The 20,341-nt window shown below is 54.2% G+C and carries 27 protein-coding genes; 8 read left to right on the forward strand and 19 right to left on the reverse strand.

The window, feature by feature from the left end; all coding sequences use genetic code 11:
- The 6 genes from ACYVBJ_RS18005 to ACYVBJ_RS18030 all read right to left on the reverse strand — a co-directional run.
- The coding region (locus ACYVBJ_RS18005; protein WP_460983696.1) for a hypothetical protein at window positions 1–984 on the reverse strand (984 nt) is incomplete at its 3' end.
- 233 nt (window positions 985–1,217) lie between these two features.
- Entirely contained in the window at window positions 1,218–1,379 is a 162-nt protein-coding gene (locus ACYVBJ_RS18010) for a hypothetical protein (protein ID WP_460983697.1), read from the reverse strand.
- Between the two features lie 3 nt (window positions 1,380–1,382).
- Window positions 1,383–1,850 (reverse strand): hypothetical protein, encoded by a 468-nt coding sequence (locus tag ACYVBJ_RS18015; protein WP_460983698.1) that lies wholly within the window; start codon window positions 1,848–1,850, stop codon window positions 1,383–1,385.
- Window positions 1,851–1,855: 5 nt separating this feature from the next.
- Window positions 1,856–2,314 carry a hypothetical protein gene (locus ACYVBJ_RS18020; protein WP_460983699.1) on the reverse strand — a complete coding sequence of 153 codons (459 nt, stop codon included), beginning with the start codon at window positions 2,312–2,314 and terminating at the stop codon, window positions 1,856–1,858.
- An 8-nt stretch (window positions 2,315–2,322) separates the two neighbouring features.
- Window positions 2,323–2,790, reverse strand: a complete 468-nt coding sequence (locus tag ACYVBJ_RS18025; RefSeq protein ID WP_460983700.1) for a hypothetical protein — start codon at window positions 2,788–2,790, stop codon at window positions 2,323–2,325.
- Entirely contained in the window at window positions 2,784–3,224 is a 441-nt protein-coding gene (locus ACYVBJ_RS18030) for a hypothetical protein (RefSeq protein ID WP_460983701.1), read from the reverse strand. Before ACYVBJ_RS18030 ends, ACYVBJ_RS18025 begins: the two co-directional genes overlap by 7 nt.
- A gap of 142 nt (window positions 3,225–3,366) precedes the next feature.
- Here ACYVBJ_RS18030 and ACYVBJ_RS18035 point away from each other — a divergent pair, with 142 nt between their 5' ends.
- The 4 genes from ACYVBJ_RS18035 to ACYVBJ_RS18050 all read left to right on the forward strand — a co-directional run bounded on the left by ACYVBJ_RS18035 (window position 3,367) and on the right by ACYVBJ_RS18050 (window position 7,051).
- The gene (locus tag ACYVBJ_RS18035) at window positions 3,367–4,599 is read left to right on the forward strand and encodes a Clp protease ClpP (RefSeq protein ID WP_460983702.1); all 1,233 of its coding nucleotides are present in this window, start codon (window positions 3,367–3,369) and stop codon (window positions 4,597–4,599) included.
- A 95-nt stretch (window positions 4,600–4,694) separates the two neighbouring features.
- A complete protein-coding gene (locus ACYVBJ_RS18040) occupies window positions 4,695–5,729 on the forward strand; it encodes a hypothetical protein (RefSeq protein ID WP_460983703.1) in 1,035 nt (344 codons plus the stop codon).
- A gap of 115 nt (window positions 5,730–5,844) precedes the next feature.
- A complete protein-coding gene (locus tag ACYVBJ_RS18045; RefSeq protein WP_460983704.1) occupies window positions 5,845–6,423 on the forward strand; it encodes a hypothetical protein in 579 nt (192 codons plus the stop codon).
- 4 nt (window positions 6,424–6,427) lie between these two features.
- On the forward strand, window positions 6,428–7,051 hold the full coding sequence (locus ACYVBJ_RS18050; protein WP_460983705.1) for a hypothetical protein: 624 nt from the start codon (window positions 6,428–6,430) through the stop codon (window positions 7,049–7,051).
- A 140-nt stretch (window positions 7,052–7,191) separates the two neighbouring features.
- On the opposite strand, the gene ACYVBJ_RS18055 is transcribed toward ACYVBJ_RS18050, so the two are convergent.
- From ACYVBJ_RS18055 to ACYVBJ_RS18105, 11 genes are all read right to left on the reverse strand, one after another.
- Window positions 7,192–7,692 carry a hypothetical protein gene (locus ACYVBJ_RS18055; protein WP_460983706.1) on the reverse strand — a complete coding sequence of 167 codons (501 nt, stop codon included), beginning with the start codon at window positions 7,690–7,692 and terminating at the stop codon, window positions 7,192–7,194.
- Entirely contained in the window at window positions 7,658–8,341 is a 684-nt protein-coding gene (locus ACYVBJ_RS18060) for a hypothetical protein (RefSeq protein WP_460983707.1), read from the reverse strand. Before ACYVBJ_RS18060 ends, ACYVBJ_RS18055 begins: the two co-directional genes overlap by 35 nt.
- The gene (locus ACYVBJ_RS18065) at window positions 8,319–9,455 is read right to left on the reverse strand and encodes a hypothetical protein (protein WP_460983708.1); all 1,137 of its coding nucleotides are present in this window, start codon (window positions 9,453–9,455) and stop codon (window positions 8,319–8,321) included. Before ACYVBJ_RS18065 ends, ACYVBJ_RS18060 begins: the two co-directional genes overlap by 23 nt.
- Complete coding sequence (locus tag ACYVBJ_RS18070; RefSeq protein ID WP_460983709.1) at window positions 9,452–10,027, reverse strand: GIY-YIG nuclease family protein; 576 nt, start codon at window positions 10,025–10,027, stop codon at window positions 9,452–9,454. The genes ACYVBJ_RS18065 and ACYVBJ_RS18070 overlap by 4 nt, the downstream gene beginning before the upstream one ends.
- Window positions 10,028–10,031: 4 nt before the next feature.
- Window positions 10,032–10,175, reverse strand: coding sequence for a hypothetical protein (locus ACYVBJ_RS18075; protein ID WP_460983710.1), 144 nt, complete (start codon window positions 10,173–10,175; stop codon window positions 10,032–10,034).
- Between the two features lie 3 nt (window positions 10,176–10,178).
- On the reverse strand, window positions 10,179–10,670 hold the full coding sequence (locus tag ACYVBJ_RS18080; protein ID WP_460983711.1) for a hypothetical protein: 492 nt from the start codon (window positions 10,668–10,670) through the stop codon (window positions 10,179–10,181).
- A gap of 1 nt (window position 10,671) precedes the next feature.
- Window positions 10,672–10,938 (reverse strand): hypothetical protein, encoded by a 267-nt coding sequence (locus ACYVBJ_RS18085; RefSeq protein ID WP_460983712.1) that lies wholly within the window; start codon window positions 10,936–10,938, stop codon window positions 10,672–10,674.
- 5 nt (window positions 10,939–10,943) lie between these two features.
- Window positions 10,944–11,447 (reverse strand): hypothetical protein, encoded by a 504-nt coding sequence (locus tag ACYVBJ_RS18090; protein WP_460983713.1) that lies wholly within the window; start codon window positions 11,445–11,447, stop codon window positions 10,944–10,946.
- Window positions 11,448–11,491: 44 nt separating this feature from the next.
- Window positions 11,492–11,860 carry a hypothetical protein gene (locus ACYVBJ_RS18095; RefSeq protein ID WP_460983714.1) on the reverse strand — a complete coding sequence of 123 codons (369 nt, stop codon included), beginning with the start codon at window positions 11,858–11,860 and terminating at the stop codon, window positions 11,492–11,494.
- Between the two features lie 177 nt (window positions 11,861–12,037).
- Window positions 12,038–12,343: a helix-turn-helix domain-containing protein gene (locus tag ACYVBJ_RS18100; protein WP_460983715.1), complete on the reverse strand. Its 306-nt coding sequence runs from the start codon at window positions 12,341–12,343 to the stop codon at window positions 12,038–12,040.
- 8 nt (window positions 12,344–12,351) lie between these two features.
- Complete coding sequence (locus tag ACYVBJ_RS18105) at window positions 12,352–12,681, reverse strand: hypothetical protein (RefSeq protein WP_460983716.1); 330 nt, start codon at window positions 12,679–12,681, stop codon at window positions 12,352–12,354.
- 59 nt (window positions 12,682–12,740) lie between these two features.
- Between ACYVBJ_RS18105 and ACYVBJ_RS18110 the strand changes: the two genes are divergently transcribed.
- The 4 genes from ACYVBJ_RS18110 (at window position 12,741) to ACYVBJ_RS18125 (ending at window position 18,621) form a co-directional block, all read left to right on the forward strand.
- Entirely contained in the window at window positions 12,741–13,703 is a 963-nt protein-coding gene (locus ACYVBJ_RS18110) for a S24 family peptidase (protein ID WP_460983717.1), read from the forward strand.
- A gap of 8 nt (window positions 13,704–13,711) precedes the next feature.
- On the forward strand, window positions 13,712–15,025 hold the full coding sequence (locus ACYVBJ_RS18115; protein WP_460983718.1) for a tyrosine-type recombinase/integrase: 1,314 nt from the start codon (window positions 13,712–13,714) through the stop codon (window positions 15,023–15,025).
- Between the two features lie 129 nt (window positions 15,026–15,154).
- Window positions 15,155–16,405: a hypothetical protein gene (locus tag ACYVBJ_RS18120; RefSeq protein ID WP_460983719.1), complete on the forward strand. Its 1,251-nt coding sequence runs from the start codon at window positions 15,155–15,157 to the stop codon at window positions 16,403–16,405.
- A gap of 161 nt (window positions 16,406–16,566) precedes the next feature.
- The gene (locus ACYVBJ_RS18125) at window positions 16,567–18,621 is read left to right on the forward strand and encodes a ComEA family DNA-binding protein (protein WP_460983840.1); all 2,055 of its coding nucleotides are present in this window, start codon (window positions 16,567–16,569) and stop codon (window positions 18,619–18,621) included.
- Between the two features lie 46 nt (window positions 18,622–18,667).
- On the opposite strand, the gene ACYVBJ_RS18130 is transcribed toward ACYVBJ_RS18125, so the two are convergent.
- Together ACYVBJ_RS18130 and ACYVBJ_RS18135 are read right to left on the reverse strand one after the other, a co-directional pair.
- Window positions 18,668–19,414, reverse strand: coding sequence for an ABC transporter ATP-binding protein (locus tag ACYVBJ_RS18130; protein ID WP_460983720.1), 747 nt, complete (start codon window positions 19,412–19,414; stop codon window positions 18,668–18,670).
- 42 nt (window positions 19,415–19,456) lie between these two features.
- Window positions 19,457–20,188, reverse strand: coding sequence for an MlaE family ABC transporter permease (locus ACYVBJ_RS18135; RefSeq protein WP_460977119.1), 732 nt, complete (start codon window positions 20,186–20,188; stop codon window positions 19,457–19,459).
- Window positions 20,189–20,341 lie beyond the last annotated feature (153 nt).

Below are 20,341 nucleotides of genomic sequence, written 5' to 3' on the forward strand. Positions count from 1 at the left end.
AGAGCCGTCACCTGTACCGTCCTGCTTAACGTAGCGGATGGATGGTATAAAAGAGATAATCACCAGACCATCGCCCGATTGGCCGCTTGCTCCAGTTAGGCTGCTGGGATTGGTGCCCGCATTGAACGAGCCGCCACCCCCACCAACACCACTAGAACCGCTAGGATCACCACCAGCACCGCCACCTGAGTAACCCCCACCTCCCCCAGCTCGTAAAATACCACTTCCGGCACCGCCACCTCCGAATCCAGCGAAATCATCATCATTATTTAAACCACCCTGGCCCCCGTTAATAAACGCCTTGCCGCTAAACCTGGAATTCCCCCCTCCGTCTGTACGTAACCCGCCACCGGCTCCGAGGCCGCTAAGCGATTGGCCGCCCTGCCCATCAGTTCCGCCAGCACCACCCCCACCTGCACCTGCACCTCCGCCCCTACTAGCCCGCCCATGCTTTTGATCCGAATCGTTAATATTTCCACTTCCCCCGCCCCCTCCGGCGATCACTAGGGGGGTGGGGTCGAGCGGGTCAGTGCCGGTGACCACAAACGAGCCACCACCCCCATCATTTACTCTATCAGGTTGCTCCCCCACCAGAATACTTAACGACTGACCAGGGGTGACCGACACCGTGCCGGTAAGGATGGCTCCTTTACCAGCACGGTAATCCGAAATTAGATTATCCCCCCCTTCGGCTCCCCGGGCTTCGATGTTCAAGGAGGTTACACCAGCAGGCACCGTCCAGGTGACGATAGACCCCGTATAGGAGAAGGTTTGCGTCGTGGCAGCCGCCAGCCGGCCATTGGACGTAGGCAGCGTGAGGGTTACTTTAGCCGGAGCAGCAGTTCGCTTCGGCGGGGTAGGAACTAGCTGGGTGCGGGGCCTATCCCGGCGTGCTTCACGCTCCAGGAGTTGAGTGTGTGCCTGAGCTGATGAGAAGCTCATCCAGCCAGTGAGCAACAAGAGAAAGGTAAACAAGTGCTTCATGTTTAGCTAATCTATTGAATGACAAAAAGTTATTTCTTCGGTAAAGCTACTAAAGACCTGATTGAATTAACTATGTATTATATGACTAGCCGAATATAGTTACTAAGCGGAGAGGAGGTATATAGAAACGCCCGGCCTCATTAAGAAGCCGGGCGTTGTTTGGTTTTACGTTCGTTCGTCTGCCAGGCAGCCAAAAGGTCAATGTGCATCCAGGTACAGGCCGTCCTGATCAGTCATTGGTAGCGGGAAAGAAGCAGCTCGTTGATCGAGCGAATGTCGTTATACAGCCAGCGGCCGTAGCAGGTAGCTCGCTTGGGATGACTCAGAGCCGAGTAGCGTTTGAGCTGGCTGGTCATGGCCCGCTCGAGCATTTTGGTAATTCGTTTCTCATCCATGGCTTACACGCGTTGGGAACTTCGTTTGGGAAAGAGCAGTTTGGCTTCGAGCCGAAACCGGCTGCTGGCTTCCCGCCAGACGCCGAACGTACCGGGCTCGATACGGACCGGAAGCAACCGAATCTGCCCGTCTCGGTTGGGAGCCTGGGCGAATACCTTCGGGCTTTCGTACAGAGTTCGCAAGGTACGCATGGCCGCTTCGGTCAGACTACCGGCCCGGATGGTCAGCACGTCGCGGCTGATTTTGATCGTATCCTGATCGACACGGGCCTGCTCGAAGGAACCGCCCGACTCGACCTGCGCGTCGGTATCGGTATTGCCCGAAAACAGATAGCCGGTCCAGCCGCAGACGGTGAGCCACATCAGGTACACCCCGGGCGTTTGGCAGGGATCAGCCAGCACCGGAGCGGGTGAGAGCTGTAAATACTGGAACGTCTGATCAAACGTCAGATCGAAGGTGGAGGTCAGCATACGAATTAATCGAGAACAACAGGAGTAGAAAAGTTTCGACCAGCATCAAATGTGTTACCCTCGCCGACTGGCTCGATGGCCGCAGGTGCTGGCAACTCAAACCCGCCAGGCGGTATGCCCTGCGATGCTCTCAGAATATTAGGATACATCGAAAAGAAAGGACTGCGCCAGCCGATGACGACAGCCGTGTAGGTGTGCCCGACCCGAAATTGGTTGTAGACGTCCGAGGAGTTATACTTTGAACGGAGCCAGTCGTCCTCGTTTTTGAAGACACCCGCCGACGTGTAGATCATGTAGACCGATTTGATTGCCTCTTTACCGCCCCCCGACGTTTTGATAGCTTTATCCTGAACGATGAAAGTGACCGTTCGCTCGGTCTGGCTATAGCGGTACTGATAGAAGCCGTAGACAATGGCAAAGATGAGACCCAGATAGAGGGGCAGGGGCATGGATTGAGATTTCATGGACTGGATTATTCGAGATTGAACAATTGGGATTTAAGCTCTTTAAACGTCGCCTGACGGATGCGAGGGCGAAGCAGCGCCTTTACGTTATCGTGATTCAGTACGTCACTCAGCACGCCACCGGGGTTATGCGGGTTTGGCACCTCGATGCCTTCGCTGGCGATCTTGAGCGCGATGGGGTAGGCGGCTTTGATCTCGATGCCGTGCCGCTGAGCCCAGCCCCGAATGCGTTCGACCAGTTCACGAGATGGCTTCCGGCTTTTATTCGGCCCACGTCCGTTCTGCTGGTAGCGGAACCGCTCGAAGCCCCGCAGCTGGCCGGCGATCGTTGTGTCGGAGCTGACGAGTTCGACGTGCAAACTTGCGGCCGATGCTCCGGTATCGCGGATTCCTTTGGAGCGCTGGCTTTCCTGCACCTGAGCGAGCAGGTCGTTCATGCCATCGGCCAAGATCGGACTGATCACATCAGTTAGCATAGGACGCTCAGGATTTTAGGTGTCGCGGTGAGGGCCACCTGAATGCCGTCCAGATTCCGGTTCGTCAGGTTGATCCCTTCCTTCATGATCATGCCCGAGAGTACGTAGTCTTTTCTCAACTTGTCGAGTACGTGGTACAGTAGGGGTTCGAGTTGCTCAAAACCGGGCCTGCGGTGTACGGGCTGATCGGTTTGCTGAGATGGCAATAGGACGTACAACTTCAGGGCATAATTGGGCTCGAAGGCACCCTGGGCATCCTCCCGTAGGGGCCCGCCGACGTAACCTTCGTGATAAAGAATAAACTGCTCCCTGCCGGGCGTATTCAGGCCGGGATCGGTCTCGCGGTCGGCTTCGACATCGAAGGCTTGGGGTTCACCATAGAGAAAGACGAGGCCGAGCGTTTGGGTGATCTGATCGAGTGTGGAGAGCATCATCGTAGAGCGAAGCTACGAGGAGCGGTAGGGGAGAGGAGGCTCGCCCAGCGAATAAGTCTAGACTTCTCTTTTGCCACGCGTCAGGGGTCTTACTCTGCGAAATAGCTTTGACGAGCAATAGGCGACTCCAAGCGTATCCACCGTGGCTAAAACAGCGAGTGTCTTCCTCGAAGGCGAAATTTCCTACTACAGTTACATGGCCTCCATTCAGGGGGTGCGTGAGCAGCTTACCTGGCAGGGCCAGTTCGACGAGATCCAGGTAACGATCAACTCCTGCGGGGGTGACATGGCCGAAGGACTCGGTATCTATGACCTGCTTCGCTCGTACGGCGTCCCCATTACGACGGTCGTCATCGGTCAGTGCTGCTCGGCGGCAACGATCGTGTTCCTGGCGGGTAACAAAGCCCGGCTGATCTACGAGAACGTCGTCGCCTTCATGGTCCACCAGGCTTCTGGTGGCGGAGAAGGTACGGCCGACGAACTGCGGACGATTGCCGACTTTATCGACAGCTACAACGAGCGCATGGCGGCCATCTACATCGAAGTCACTGGCCTTGATGCCGAAGCGGTCGCCGAGCTGATGAGCAAGGATTCGTTTATGACTGCCGAGGAAGCTGTCGCCAACAGCTTTGCGACGTCAATCGCTAAACCCGTTCAGGCTAAGTACTCCTGTCGTCCGCCAGCTAAACCACCTATTTCCGTAGCGGCTAGCGCCGAGGCTACCCCACCTGCATCCACACCCAGTACCCAATCAATTTCCGAAAGCACAATGAAGATTCTAAAAGACAAATGGTCGCGCGTCAGTGCGTCCGTAACGGCGCTCCTGAACGGTAAAACGATCGTCGCCAGAAAAGTAACGACCGATTCCGGCGAGGAGCTGGATATCGAGACCGTCGATGGGGGCGATAACTACGCCGAGGGCGATGTCGTCAGGAAAGGGTCAGATCCAGCCCCCGATGGCAGCTACAGAGTAGGCAACGTCACGATCGTGGTCAAAGACGGTAAGATTGAATCGCTCACCAGCGAAGAATCAGTCGACACCACGGCGTCGAACGAGACGACTGTAACGGCTTCGGGCGACGACGGGGCCGAACTGGAAACGCTTCGCCAGGAAAACGCGACGCTGCAACAGGAAAAAACGGCGCTGGAAGGCCGGGTTACCGCTATGGAGTCAACAATCGGAACCGTGAACGCCAAAATGAAGATTCTGCTGGGTTCCCGCGAATCGGCTGACCTCAACATTCCGGCGGGAAACAAGACTACCAAACCGGTTTCGGCGCGGGCTAAGGTTGAGTCGGACGAAGAAACCGAGCGTCAGGCGATGCTGGAGGAGCGTAAGAACCGGGGCCTGGGCAAAACCGCCGAATCCAAGTAAGATACCGCCCAATACGTGCGGGTTTTGATCGGGCCCGAACCCAACCGATTCTATCCACACCATCCAATTTTCTATCTCACACAATGGCGTCATTATTGACAGGTACCCCCCTTACCTATACGGGGGATATGGCGGTTGATTACATCATCCGTCCGGCCATCGCGACCGGCAAAATTGAGGAGTTCATCAAGGTTGTCTTCGGCGTCAAGACGAAGCAGCAGGTCATCTTCGCTGACCCGATCTACAAGATCACCAAGAAGGACGCCGGCTGCGGTTCCTCGGCCAGCAACCCCAGCATCAATCGCTCCGAGAAGTTCTGGGACCCGACAGGCGTCGAGGCCTGGGTCGATCAGTGCTATACGGATTTGAAGGGCACCTTCCACGAGAAAGACCTCAAGTCCGGCTCTGAGCGACCCGATCTGACCAACACCAAGATCGAAAAGTTTCTGCTCGAGCTGTTGGAGCCGGCGGCTTACTCCGATTTTTTGCGCATGGTCTGGCTCTCGAAGAAAGGCATCGTCGCCGGTGAGCTGACCAACGGGGCGGGCGACGTACCGCATTACAACCAGATCGACGGCTTCTGGACGAAGATTTTCGCAGCTGTGGCCGCTAACCTCTTCAAGCGGTATACCATCGCTGAGAACGCCGGTAATGCCGGAGCCCAGGATCTGGCGGCTGGTCGTTCTTACGAGATTCTGAAAGGCGTCTTTAAGAACCAGTCAACGGTTCTCAAGCAGGCGAAAAAGAACCTGAAAGTGCTCTACGTCACGCGGGCGATATACGAGGATTACGAAATCTATCTCGAATCCAAGGAAGCGCTGGAAAGCTCGTTTACCAAGCTGCAGGACGGTCAGGAAGTCCTGACCTTCCGCGGGGTGCCCCTCATCATCGTCGACATCGTCGATCAGTTCCTCGAATCCGACTTCAACCTGGCCGGCAAACTGACCATGCCGCACCGGGTGATCCTGACGCTGAAAGACAACTTCCAGTTGGGCATCGACGGCGATACCACCGATCCGACGGCGATGGAAATCTGGTACGAGCGTAAGGACAAGAAGTGGAACGCTCGATTGATGTATTTGCTCGACTGCATGATCGCCGAGGAAAAGTACGTATCGGTCGCTTATTAATTGCGAACGTATACAAGCTACCGTTCATTAGCAACCTGATTGTAACCATCCGCCGTAAGAGCTACCAAGACAACGAGGTAGCTCTTATGACTTAAACCATATCCTACCCCAACGTATGGGAGTCTGCGATCCAAAGAAAATCAAGAAGAACCTCAAGCGCTGCGGCCAGAAGGCGCTCGCCAAAGGGGTTGACGAAACAGTCCTGCTGGGTATGCGCGACGCCCAGGAGATCGCCTTTACCTACGACGCGACCAACTCGACCATCATCACCGGCATTGCCCTGAAGACGGGCGAGAAGCTGTTCGCCTACGAAGGCCGCAACTACTCGAATGACTTCAGCGTCGGCTCGGCCGAGACGGAGTTCGATTTCACCCTGCCCCAGACGGCGGTGCTGATGATCTTCTCTAACTCTCCCGCTACCAAGCTGGAGATCGAAGCGCTGCTGAGCCGCAAAGACCTTATCCTGATCACCAAGCGGACTGCTGGCGATTACGAGGTGTACGGGGCTGAAACGGGCATGCGCCGGACGAGCTTCGTCTACCGGCCCAACGACGACAACAAAGGCGCGTTCGTGGTTACTCTCGGCGCTCCCGAAGAAATCAGCCTGCCCAAGACGCTGCTGCACAAAACCGATCCGGGCGGACTCGAGGATACGACCTCGTATCTGGCTACGTTGACGACCGCTGACGCCTAAGTCTATGCTTTCCCACATCGAACCGATCGCTCGTCGGCTGGCATCCGGGGGCGAGCTATCGGAGGATGATCGGGCGACGCTGAAGAAGCAGTATTTACTTGACATCGGCGCTCCGCCCGATTGTCAGCCCTGCTCCTCGGTGTGGTCTGATATCCGCCACCACTTTTTGTATCAACTTAAACAGCTTACCCCTGTGTCTACTCTTAAGAAATTCATCATTATCGGCGCGGGCCTCTTGATGCTGCCCGGCGCGAGTTATTCGATCGCCAACGACGGCGAAGAAACCGAGAACCGTAAAATTCTCACCGACGAACTGGCGGAGGAAATTCTGGAAGCGAATCCCAGCTACAGTGAGCTGATCAAGGTCAATCCCGCCTGGCTCGAAGCCAATCCCGACGAAGCCGGTGACGAAGAGGAAGGCGACGAGTCAGCCGATGCGGCCGAGATCGAAGCCAAGTACAAAAAACAGATCAGTACGCTCAAAGGTCAGCTCACGCGGATGACCAAAGAGCGCGACGAGTTAAAGGCGGCACTCAGCACCAAAGCTGTCGATTCGACGCCACCTTCCGATCCAGCCAATAGCGATTCGGACCCGTCAGAGTCTGACGCTGAGCAGTCGAACGACTAATCGAGTAACGCTTTCTAGTACCCTGCGATTGAATTCGTCGTTGGCGCGAAAATTCTGGAAGCGAACGAAATCGATAATAAAGATGATCAGGCCAAAAAAGAAAAACAGGTGTCCAAGCATGGTTGAAATAGATTAATTGATTAGCGGTTTAAATAGGCTGCCCGGATCGAATCCCTAACATCCTGGTTGGTTCGGCCGGTGATGCCGGTATAGAGCTTGAGGTGCTTGGCATCCCACTTGGCCGTTCTCGGCCGGTACTCGTGAACCGTGTAGTTCAGCGCTTTCAGGATGCTGATAATCCAGTAGCCAGCCCCGAAGTTGGTCCCGACCGATACGCCCCGCTCGAACATGTACGCCCACTGTCGAAGGGCTGGCCACCGGGCGAAACCGGCCGGCAGCGTCTCCATTTGGTACGTGTTCATCCCCTGGTTCTGCCAGCCAGCCTCGACGAAAAACTCGCACTCGTTGACCTTGTATTCGGTACTGGCTCGCAGCAGGGGTAGGGGTTCGAGGGCTTCGTAGCGGACCCAGGTATTCGTTTTCCGGTCGTAGCTGGCGAAACCTGATTTCACTTTATCTGGGTCGATCCCGTTGCAATACTGGACTTTAGCCCGACGATTCGGCAGTTGGTACGTTGTCATGGTCTGGTGTGGTGGATTGATTAGCGTCCCGCTTCTGGAAATAGCTTTCCCGGAAGACATGGTAATTGTGGGTCTGGCGTCGAATCTGGTAGTCGGCGTTCCGACGCTCGGCTTCGATCTTCTCTTGCAGCAGCGGCTCACCTTCAGCAAAGCGCTGGTAAGAATCGACTACGGCCTGAGTCGATAGCTTCTGTTCCTCATTATCGACGTTCTCACTCCGTCCGCGCTCGCAGATCGACAGCCGCTCGTCCGTATCGTAAGCGTGCAGCCAGTTAGTCAGCACTTCCAGATCCAGCCGGTTGTAGGACTTGCCGTACTTACCTGACCGACCCTGGTCGAAGACGTAGGCGATCTCCTCGGGCTTGAAATACCAGTAGGTTTTCAGGATGTGCCGGGCCGCATCGAGCATCTGCACCGGGCTCATGCGGTTTACATTCAGGGCGTCGTTGGTTAAGCCGATCAGAACGATCAGGGCCTTCAGTAAAGTCGGCTCGTCGGTCTTGCGCAGGAGTGATAGCTGCTGGCCGTGTTTGAGTACGGCGGGCAGCGAAGTCGCATTTATACCTGCCAGCCCGATACCGAGGGCCATGATCTGGCTTTGACGTACCTGGCCCAGTTGGGCGATCTCAGAACTGTTGCGTTGAATCATCGCTGTCTGAATCTTGTCGTCCGTTGAGACCACTTGCTTGAGCATAGGCATCAACAAGGCCAAAGGCGGTTGCGTAGTCTGCTGATCCGAATCGGTCTGCGTGTGCCGCGCCATAACGGCTGTCTGTGGGTTGGTTACGCTGGCCACCTCCTGGGCGGCTGAGCTGGCGGTTTGCTTCACGTTGTTCACGATCTTTTTTGATTTCGAGTTGAATCTTGATCCATTTCTGGCAATGATCCCTCAGGTCCGAAACCGATCGGTTCTTCAGCCGATCTATAGACCATTGGGTGGTGACGAACTGCTCAATCCAGTCCAGAGCCTCTTCGCCCCGAATCTGCTGCGATCGGCTGAGCCCTTCAATGAGTCGGCGTTCCCCCTGAAGCATCTTAGTGAATTCGAGCCGCTCGGCTTCGACTGCATCGATGGAGTCGGCTTCGTGATACGGTTCCTCGCCGGTCGGCTCGGCAACGGGTTCGGGAGAAGAAAGGGGGGCCGCGGAACGGGGGTTTGATGAGGGCACTTCAGCCGGTAGGTCTGAATCGCTTATCGACTCATCGGCATTCGCGAGCGCGTTTTTTTCGTCTTCGCTCTCTGGATAGATATCTGTATTATTATCTGTTTCAATATCTGTATCCTTATATATAGGCGAATTATCATTTTGATAATCCGATTTATCAGTTTGAGAGCTCGAATTATCATTTTGATAGTCCGAATTATCAGATTGATAATTGGATTTATCGGTTTGAGAACTCGATTTATCAGTTTGATAATTCGGAGCCGAAAGCCACTCGATCAGCCGCTTTCCCCGGCCGTACCAGGTCTTTTTATCCAGCGGATGCTCATTGAAATTATCGGTTTTAATCCACCCATCCTCTTTCAATTCTTTCAGCCAGCGGTAGATCGACGGAGCCTTGAGATAGGGATATTTTGCAGCCAGGTCAGCAGCCGTGGTATAGGTCCAGTACTCCCCCTTCCGGTAATGAGCCTCGCTTTTACGCGCTTCATTACCGGAAATCCAGAACTGGAAGTTTCCCACTATAATGGCTTTTTCGACTCCTATCTCGCAGGCTAGAACCCAGTTGAAGGAGTGTAGATCACTCCGGTCAACTGTCATTTGAAATAGGAATGAAAAAGGGTTAAATCAGCCTCATCCAGGTTAAACCACTCGCCCCGAATCCGCTTATGAGCGAAGAATTCATGCAGGTGCGCTTCGTCCTTCGAAGTCCCCGGATAGGCTTTGATCAGGGTAATCTGCGGCTCGGTTGCCTGAAGTGTTCGTTCTCTGGTCGATGGATTGCGAGACCGGCCAATCTTGTAGAGACCGGCCTGCTCGTTTCGCATCAGATACACCTGCGTTGGAGTGCCTCTACTGGTAGCAGCCTTCAGGGCACTGGCATGGGCCTGGTCGCGCTCCTGATGGAGTTTGAGCCGTTGTTGATTGAGCGAATCGACCCACTGGTTAAACTCGCCAGTATCGTAGGTTGAACGGATCGAATCCACAACACGCAGTAGCGTTCGCGCCTGAGCGGCCATTGACTCCAGACTAGCAAAGTCATAGAGGTAACCTACGTTGGTTGCCAGTAGTCGCTGATCGTCGATCTGGGCTAGGTACACGTCAGGTAGTATCGCTTGCAGGGAGCAATCGATCGCGGCAATTTGAGCCAGACATATGGTTTCGGTACTCATAGGATTACGGGGTTGTGATCCACTCAAAAAGAGCCTTGATTTTTGGCCAGAGCAGGATTAGCGAGAAGCTCAGCATCAGTCCGCCGAAGGCCATAAACAGGCCGTAAGCGATCAGAATGCCGACCTCGTCGGTTTTGGGCTTAGTCATAGCTTAGTTGGGGCAAGGGGTGAAAGGCATAGGTATTCGCTCGTCGAGGTCAATGCCCCGAACCAGGCAGTCGTAGCGCATAGGATAATGAAAAGCCTCCCAGACCAGAAAATAGCGTTCTAGCAGGGCGTCGAGAGCACCATCGGCCTCAACTACATCCGCTTCGTAGCGCTGCCGGTCGGCCATGAAGGTTAGGATTAACTTACAGAGCTTGAATCGCCAGTCAAAACGGTCTTTTGATTCAAGCCGGTTGTTAAGAGCTGGCAGGTTATTAGCCATCATAAACGCGGCCGAACCCCTGACAATGTGTAGTTTATCCTGGGCGCTGAAGCTCGGCCAGAACGGCCGTGACTGATTTTCGAACATGATCAGTACGTCGGCAAAGAAGACGGTTAGCGTTTGCGGATCGTCGCCACCGGGCAACTCCTCACCATTGGCCTGTACAAAGGCCAGTGCGGCCAGTCGGGCGCTGAGTCGTTGGTTTTGCTGATTCATCCTACCACCACATTAGACCATGAGCCGATAGAACGAACAGCAGCCGACCGAAGGCCAGCAGGCCCAGGATCAGCAGACCGGTCGGCAGAATGGTACGGTACCAGATCAGTCGGCCTTTACGCCGTAGTCGATGCCGCCACCGCTGACGTACCCGGTTCGGGTGTCGCATAGGCCAGTCGTTACCAAAGAGAAGGATGAGTCGGCTCAGGCCATAGGCGAAGTGAGCGACCAGAGCGAAGGCGAGAAAAAAGCCGAAACAGGTTAGCATCGGGTTCATGCGTACACCGCTCCTTTCTCTTTGTAGCCACCACGTGCCTGGATGGCCACCCGGATTTTATAGATGCGATCTGCCTTCCTTTGGGAGCGGGTATATATTCCTGTATAGCCAAACTCAAACCGGCGAATACACCTCGATTCCATCCACTTCTTGGCAATCTGCTCGAATAGGAAATCGGTCAGCTGGATCGTTTCAAAGTCATCGTTCTTGTCGTCGATGTAGCCCTTCGCCTTAAGTTGCTCGATCGCGTCGAGTACCTGATAGATTTTGTACCGCTTCTTACCGTCAGGCTCGGTCGGGATATATTCCATTATATCGTCAATCGAAAAGGTGGCCGACTCATCGTCCAGCCTAACCAGGCGCTTCATGTACTTCGATTGAGCGTCGGCTTCGAGCTTAGCCGCCACCACGCAGACGGTCAGTACACAGTGCAAACGCTTGGTTTCTTCGCTGCCAGGGTTTGAATGCTGAAACAAAAGGGCAATGCGGGCGATATTCATGTCGGTAAGGTTTGGGGCCCGGTTGTTAGCCGGGCCAGTGAGGATTAGTGAAGGCCGCTATAGTCAGCCATGATCAGGTTGAGCGATGCGTCAGGCAGCAGTGGGTGCTGCGTCCGCCGGTCAGCCCAGGCGTTCGTCGGGCAAGTGGCCGGATGCGGAAGAAGCGTGTCGGCGTTGATGTCGATGCGCTGCAAATGGCCCGAGCCGAGATCGTTTACCGGCACGACGAACGGCAGGGGCAAACTCAGGTGCGTGCAGATGACAGGGCTTAACTCGGTGATGGTAGCCAGGCCATTTTCGATTGAATACGTCGCCTGCTGTTTCGTTTCAAAATCAGCCTTGTAGTGGCCCGATAGCCGTTCTACGTTTCCGGGGTTGCCGTAGAGGGCGATAATTAGCGTGTTCGTTTTCATTACCTTTGTGCTCTAGTTTTATATTGACAATCAAAGTTCGTAATAGTTCGCGTTATTGTCAAACAATAGCGAACAAATATTTTTGTCAATCGCACGAACTGATGCGAACTATTGATACCAAATCAGAACCGGCCTTATCGTTGATGGGGTCGGTTTCTTCGTAAACAGAGGGAAAGGTCAGGCAAAAGCGGCCCTGAGCAGGCGCTGATCGACCGCAGTCGGGTCGATTTTTTGCTTCTCCAGGTACGACCGAACGCTAAAAACTTCGTATAAGATCTTTCGTCCTTCGTGGCGATGGGCGATCTGGTTCAGCTTGGTCAGCTTCCAAAGCGTCGTCTTCGATACGTCGAGCGCCGTCATCGCCTGCTCGCGCGAAATCCACTGCTGGCCGGTAAGCAGTCCCATTACCAGCTTTAAATCACGCTGGCAGGCACATAGCTGTTCCTTGAGTTGGTTAAACTCCTCTTTAGTAGGGACTTCCATATCACAAATTAATCAGCGTGTAGGCTCGCTACTTCCTTGGCTAAGGCCGAATGGTTCTTCGAACCGGCTTTCTTTAAGGCCACCAGAATCTGACGTTCGATGGCGGGTTCGACACCCTGCCCCCGCTTATACTTAAAGAGGGAGGTCTTCTTGAGGTTGTAATCCTGGATCAGTTTCGTCGGACCGACCGAAACGATAGCGGCTTTTATCTCACTAAATAATTTCGGATCGAGTTGTACAGCCGAAGGTTTTTTTTGTGTGCGCCCCATATTCTGCGTATTATCACGGACATTATGCGAACTATCGCGGAAAACGACCGTTCGTACTATAGTTTCCAAAGTTCCGAAATAATACGAACTATTTGCAAACTATTACGAACAAATATTTTTTCGACGGTATGATACCTGAACTTTACTACGAATTGCAAGGGATGGAAGTTGACAACGAAGCTGTCCGGGCGCGGGTCGAACAACTCATTGAACTTAAGGCAGATGGACTGCAACGGGTGTTTGCCAGAATGGTTAACATTGACGAATCGGTGCTGTCGAAACTGCTCAAATCGGGCGGTCGGCGCGAGTTCAGTGAGGTGCACCTTCGGGCCATCGAGCGGGCCACCCGCGCCCGGCTGGAGTGGCTTCAGTGGGGCGAGGAGCCGATGCAGTGGCCAGTGGGTGAGCTTCCCGCCCGGCCCCCGATCCAGCATCAGGGGCAGCTATTGCGCGACTACATGGACCGTCACGGCCCGCTCGATTCCGAACTGGCTTCCCGGATGGGCAAAAGCAAATCAACCGTATCGAAATATTTCGATACGGCTTCGTTTGAATTTAACACCCGCGACGCGATCCTGTCAGCGCTCGGAGCTTCCTACGACGAGGTGTTCGGCAGTCCGGAGCAGCCCCAGCCCAGTCGGCGCATTCGTCCCGTCGAGGTAAGCGAGGCCGGCTTTTCGATCGTTAAAATTCCGATCCGGGCGCGGGCGGGCTTAGGCTACGTGGCCTACTTTACCGGCCCCGAAACCGAACGCGAGCACGTAACGATTCCGCCCGACAAACTTTATGCCGGGGTTAAACCCGACGATCATAACATCGTCGAGGTCAATGGCGACTCGATGGAGCCCGAGCTGAAGGCGGGCTACGAAATGCTGGCCTACCGGCTCAAACCGGGCCAGTTTCCGCACCTCAACAAGATCGTACTCGTTGACTTCCGCGATGAGCTGACCATCAAACGCCTGGCGGCCATCGACTGGGTCGACCATACCGTCACGCTGAGGAGCGATAACGGCGGGGCCGAACTGCGCGTACCGATGGCCGACATTCGTCACATCTGGCACGTCTACGACTACTGGAGAGCCAGATTATAATTACCCGTATGGGCAAGATCACCCTGAAAATTGTCCAGAAGTACGAGGCCCGGACCGACGGCAAGAAAAACGTCCGGCTTCGCATCACGGCCGACCGAACCAACCGGTTTGTATCGACGCCCATCGACGTAGCGCCCAGCGCCTTTAACCCCAAAGGAAAGCGTGAACTCTCCAACTGGATTCGTTCAGGTCATCCGAACCACGGCATCCATAACCATTCGCTGGCTCAGCTCTACGACCGGGCGCTGGCGGTGATCGATGCCCTGCCGGTCGGCGCCACAGCAGACCGGGTAAAGGCCCTCCTCGAAGCCAGTGAGCCGCTGGCTGAATCCAAACCCGCAGATGCTCCCCAGCTGCCGACCTTCCTCGAGTACGCCTATTTTTATATCCAGCGCCGGGGCACCTCCTCGACGACGGATACCTACCTCGATGCGGTGAAAGCCTTTGGTAAGTTTCTGTCGAGCCGAAACCTCTCCGATGTACGCTTCGACGAACTGACGATTCCGTTTCTGAAGGAGTGGAAGGTGTGGATACTGAGCAACCGGGCCAATAACACGGCCTGGATGTATCACTCGCGGCTAAAGTCGATTTTCTTTCAGGCCGTCGAGGACAATCAGCAACTGGCCAGCGTACCGGCCGTGGTCATCGATCCGTTTCGACGGGTAAAGATTCCCAAAGAAAAGACCAAGAAGCACCGGCTCTACGAGGATGAGATTAACCGGCTGGCGGAGCTGGACCTGACGTGGGGTTCGCCTATGCGCCGGGCGCGCGATATCGCCCTGATGATGTATTACGCCCACGGCATGCGGGTCGGTGATGCGCTCCGGCTGCGGCTGTCCAACTACGTAGTTATTCAGCAGAACGGCGAGACCGAGCACCGGCTGATCTATCAGATGAGCAAAACGGGTAAGCCCAAGAACGTCTTACTGCCCGATCAGTGCATCGAACTGCTGGCTCCCTATCGCCAGGCCTGCCAGGGTCCCGATGATCTGGTGTTCCCCTACCTGCGCAAAGCGATCGACAAAGGCTACAGCGCGTATCACATGCGGATCAAGCTCAAAGGCCCGGTTACCCTCATCCGGGATAACCTGATCAAAGCCGCTCAGCTGGCGGGCATCGAAAAAAGTCTCTCCTCGCATATCTTCCGCCACAGCTTCGCCGATCTGGCCCGCCGGGAAGGGTTGGACGTCATGCAGATCAAGACCGCCTTGGGTCACGAGCAGATCACCACGACGCAGCAGTACTTAGATGAAATGGAGGAATCGGCGGTTGACGGCGCCCGCGATCTGTTCAAAAAGAAACCGGGTACAACAGTAGGATAACATTTGCCAAACCGTGCCGAATTAATTAGGTATATTGGCGTTGAAGATTGGCAAGTATTTTGAAGAGTGTGAACCTAGAAGGGTTGTATAGGTTCAATTCATGTAGTTACAAAACAAAGGCTTTTCCTAATGTCGAACAAGTTTAACGCCAACGCTCTTACCGAATATAGCAAGTCCTACGCTCGTCGGATAGCCGCTGACTTTTACCAAAACCACTCGGTAATTAGTGGACAGCAAATCTTATCGCTGACGCCAATCAGCCAGATCAACTTATTCGTTATTAGCAGCTTGTCGGAAAAATGGCGGGCCGATGCGCAGAAGTTTCGCAGCCCCTACTTCGACTTTACCCACGCCGACGTGCAGGAGGCTCTGCAAGCGTTTATGAATGTGGTGTCCCAGCATATTTCCGTGCGCCGGGAGCATCTGGAACCGTTGCTTGTCGATGCAGTTCGCCGAACCATAATCATGATTTTTGACCCACGGGCCTATTTTGATGAGATTCTTCGCGGACAGCCGGAGTTTACGCTGACGGCCGATGCGCTCAAACAGATTACGCGGTACACAAAAATCAACCAGTTCATTCCGGAATACTTGACCCAGCGAATGAATGGAAAATCGTTTGTGTACGTCAACCAGGCTTTAACGTATCTTGATGAAGCCTTCGCGCAACGGGCGCATGAATTAGAGCATTACGACAAATTTGTGGCTCTGTTTTCGGAGAAGGTGCCCATGAACGTACCGGCGCTGCTACGCAGCCACGTACCGGATACAATTCCGTCGGCCAATGCCCGCTCATTTTTTGATACCGCAACCGAACCTGTTGTGCCTCCAGCCCCGTTAGTTCCCGCTGATGCAACACCGGAAGCCGTAGCCCCGGCTATTCCTCCGCAGCCGGACCCAACCCCCGCGCCCGTCGACGATACCAGTTCGCACGGCCCCCTGTTCTTGAATGGTCACGAAGGACCGGAACCGGTTGCGCCGATCAGCCAGCCCTCGCAGGTGGAGACCGGAGCCATCAGCCAGCCATCTGCCCTGGATACCAGCCCGGTTGCACCATCGGCAGATGGAGCTTCTTTGAACGACCGACTCCGGGAGACGACCACGACTGAGCCAGCCAGTATTGCCGAAACGTTCCACCGGGCACCGATCGAAAGTATTGCGCGGAGTATCTCGTTGAACCAGAAGTTTCGGTTTATAAACCAGCTGTTCAACGGCAATACCAGTGCCTATAATCAGGCTATTGAAGAGATCGATACGTTGAACAATTACGGGCAGGCGCTCGATCTGATTTCGTACCGCTACGCGTCTCAGTACTTATGGGACATGAGCAGTGATGAAGTCAGCGAACTGGTCGAAATACTAAAGCGTCGGTTTTCGTAAGCCCAACGGCAGGCCCAGCCCCGCAGCAACTACTCAACCACACCTGTACAACGTTTCTTTTCAATCGAATCGAATGCCCCGGTAGTCGGTGGCATATCACCGTACCTTGACTAAAGAAAACGTTGCGTACTGTTTACGTTCTGGCTATGGGCATCTGGCTCATGGCTGTTGCTGCTTACTCGCAAAGCCCCAAATCGCCGGTCTCTCCTGATCGCTCTGTCGATATTAGTCGGTACGTACAGGATTTGTTTCCGGTCCAGTCGGAGGGGGTCGACTATCAGGCTGTTTACGATGCGCTGGCGCAGTTCTACGCCAGCCCGCTGGATCTGAACCGGGCCAGCCGCGACGAACTAAGCGCTACAAATCTGCTGACCGAACGTCAGCTAACCAGCCTGATCACGTACCGGGCAGATTATGGCGATTTTCTGTCGCTGTATGAGCTTCAGGCCGTACCCGACTTCGACGTAGGAACAATTCGTCGATTGTTGCCATTCGTAACGGTGCAGGGTACGTCGAGGTTGTTCGGCTCCTTGCCTACTCCCACCGATAATTACCTGATCGTTCGGTATGAACAGATCATTGAACAGCAGAAAGGCTTTTCGGAGGCCATTGCTGATAAAAAGGGTAATCTACCTACGCGTTACGCCGGTAATGCTGGACAATGGTACGCCCGATACCGCTATAACCGACCTCACGCGTTCAGCATCGGCGTGACGGCAGAGAAAGACCCTGGAGAAACGTTCGGCTGGCAACCTTCGGCGCGTCGCTACGGCCTTGACTACCTGTCATTTCACGCGCAGATCCAGAACCGGGGCCGCTGGCGGAATATTATACTTGGCGATTACCAGATGCAGGCAGGGCAGGGGCTCGTTCTGGCCGGCGGGTTCGCGCTGGGTAAAAGCGCTGAAACTGTACAAACCGTCCGGCGTCCGACGCTGGGTGCCCGCCCCTACACATCGCTGACTGAGTACGGCTATTTTCGCGGGGCTGCTGCTACGTATGCCTTACACCCTCATGTAGATCTGACCGTTCTGGCTGCTCGAAACCGACGGGATGCGAATACGGCTCTTGGAAATACAACCGAAGGTGTCATTGCTACGTCGATCCAAACATCCGGCCTGCACCGTACGCTGTCGGAGCTCGACGATCAGGGCAGTTTGCTCGAAACCAATCTTGGTGCCCATGTTTTGTACCATACCCGCCAGCAGCTTCAACTGGGTCTAACCGTATTGCAGACAACGTATGACAAGCTGTTTCGAAAGCGTGACCTGCCTTATAATCAGTATGAATTTACGGGTAAGCAGAATCTGGTTGTTGGGATTCACGGTGGTTATGTATACCATAACTGGAATTTCTTTGGGGAACTAGCCCGCAGTACAGGTTCACAAACGAACAGCGGGGGCGTTGGCGTCGTTGGAGGGGCCGTAGGTAGTCTTACCAAACGAGTTGATGTCGCAACAGTACTCCGTCATTACGACCGGAATTTTCACAGCTTTTACAGCAACGCGTTCGGCGAAGGGAGCCGCAGCAGTAACGAAACCGGCGCCTACCTGGGCATCAAGTATACGGTATACCGGAAACTGACCGTGGGCGGGTTTGCTGATTTCTACCGGTTTCCGTGGTTAAAATACCTGGTTGATAAGCCATCGAGCGGATTCGACTATTTAGTACAGGTTCGCTACACGCCCAACCGGAAGACGGCTTTTTACGCATTCTATCACGAAGAGCACAAAGAAAAGAATCGGCCAGCCAGCAAAGTCAAAGAGGTTGTCGGGACAACCCGCCGTCAGTACGCCATAAATGCTGACTACGCACCGATGCGCGGTTTATCGCTGCGGTCGCGGGTACAATGGGGCCAGTTTCGGTATGCAGGTCAAACCGCTTCGCAGGGTGTTGCGCTGGTTCAGGATGTTACGTTTGAGTACCGGCGATTTAGCGTAAGCGGGCGGGCTGCGTTGTTCAGTACCGATGACTACGATAGCCGACAGTACGTTTACGAACGGGACGTATTGTATGCGTTTTCGTTTCCCGCTTATTTCGACCGGGGCGTCCGCCATTACGTGCTGGTGCAGTATAACCTGAGCCGCTACCTCGACGTGTGGGTGCGCTGGGCCCGAACAGATCTTACCAATCAGGATACAGTGGGTTCGGACCTCGACCAGATTAGTGCTCCGCATAAATCGGAAGTAAAGGTACAGGCACGCTGGCGGTTCTAAGCCCGATCAGGAAAGTTGATCGCTGGTATACATCAATGTCCACCTGTTACTTCTGCATTTCCCGGATCAGCTTGCTGGCGTAAATAAATTCGTTTAGCTCCGGCACATCCGAGTGCGTTAACGTATCGCTGGTACCCTCCCACAGTTTATTACCCTGGTACAGAAACATGATCTTTTCGCCGATTTCCATCATTGAGTTCATATCGTGCGTAATCACAACGGTCGTAATCTTGAACTCATCGGTGATTTCCTTAATGAGCTGATCAATTTTGATGGATGTCAGCGGATCAAGACCGGAGTTGGGTTCGTCGCAGAACAGGTATTTGGGATTCAGTACGATGGCGCGGGCAATACCCACCCGCTTTTTCATGCCGCCACTAATTTCGGACGGCATTCGGTCGGCGGCCCCATCTAGACCAACCCGCCGAAGGCACTCCTGAGCCCGCTCTACTTTTTCCTCTTCCGACTGCTCGGTAAGCATATCCAGCGGAAAGCGAACGTTCTCCAGTACGGTCTTCGAATCGAACAGCGCTGATCCCTGAAATAGAACGCCCATTTCTCGCCGAATCGTTTTCTGCTCGTCGATATTGCTCGTCAGAAAATTACGTCCGTCGTAAAGCACTTCGCCCGTATCGGGTTTGACGAGGCCAATCATGCATTTAAGCAAGACACTTTTACCGGTACCGCTACCCCCAATAATCAAGCTTGTGTCGCCAGGCTTAAACGACCCGTCAATACCCGCCAGCACTTGTCGGTCGCCAAACGACTTTGTTATGTTTTTAATGTCAATCATACGTAAAGAACGAACACCTTAAATCGGACATTCATTCGCTTATCAGGTGAGCAAGACCTGGGTTAAAACAAAATCGGCGGCTACGATGGCAATACAACTGTTAGTTACCGCCGACGTTGACGCACTGCCGACTTCGAGGGCTCCACCACTAACTGTATACCCCTGATAGGCTGAAATCGTTGACACCAGAAACGCGAACACGACTGTTTTGATCAGAGCGAACGTAACGCCGAATGGTTTATAATCGAAACGCAGGCCAGATACGTATTCTTCCGGCGTAATCACACCCGATAACACACCCGCGATATAACCGCCCAGAATTGACAGAAATCCGGCCATAATGACGAGCAGCGGAAACATCAGTACCGACGCAATAACTTTGGGAAGTACCAGGTAGGAGCTTGAATTGATCCCCATTACCTCCAAGGCGTCAATCTGTTCGGTGATGCGCATCGTACCCAGTTCACCCGCTATGTTCGAGCCAACTTTACCGGCCAGCACAATGCAGGAGAGCGTTGGGGCCAATTCGAGAATGGTACTGTCGCGCACGATCAGGGCGATGATGTTACGCGGAACAAAAGGATTCGTCAGGTTGTACGCGGTTTGGACGCAGGTAACCGCCCCGATAAATGTGTTCACCAGCGCTACGATAAAGATGGAACCGACGCCAATCGACGTACATTCATTGAGAATGAGGCCCAGATAGACACGAAGTTTCTCCCGGTTGCGGAAGAGCGTGCCTAAAAAAATCAGATAATTACCTAAACGTGACATATAAAGCGTGTAGCAAAGCAGAGCGCTGCACAGGCGGGCAGCTCAGGGTATTCATTCGGGAGAACTTCAACAAAGGTAGAATGGTTTCTGACGTAACTTGCGCCGTATCCTAAACCGCTCTGTCTTTAGGTAGAGGCATTCGTTCGAGATACG

The sequence above is a fragment of the Spirosoma fluminis genome (assembly GCF_054778895.1).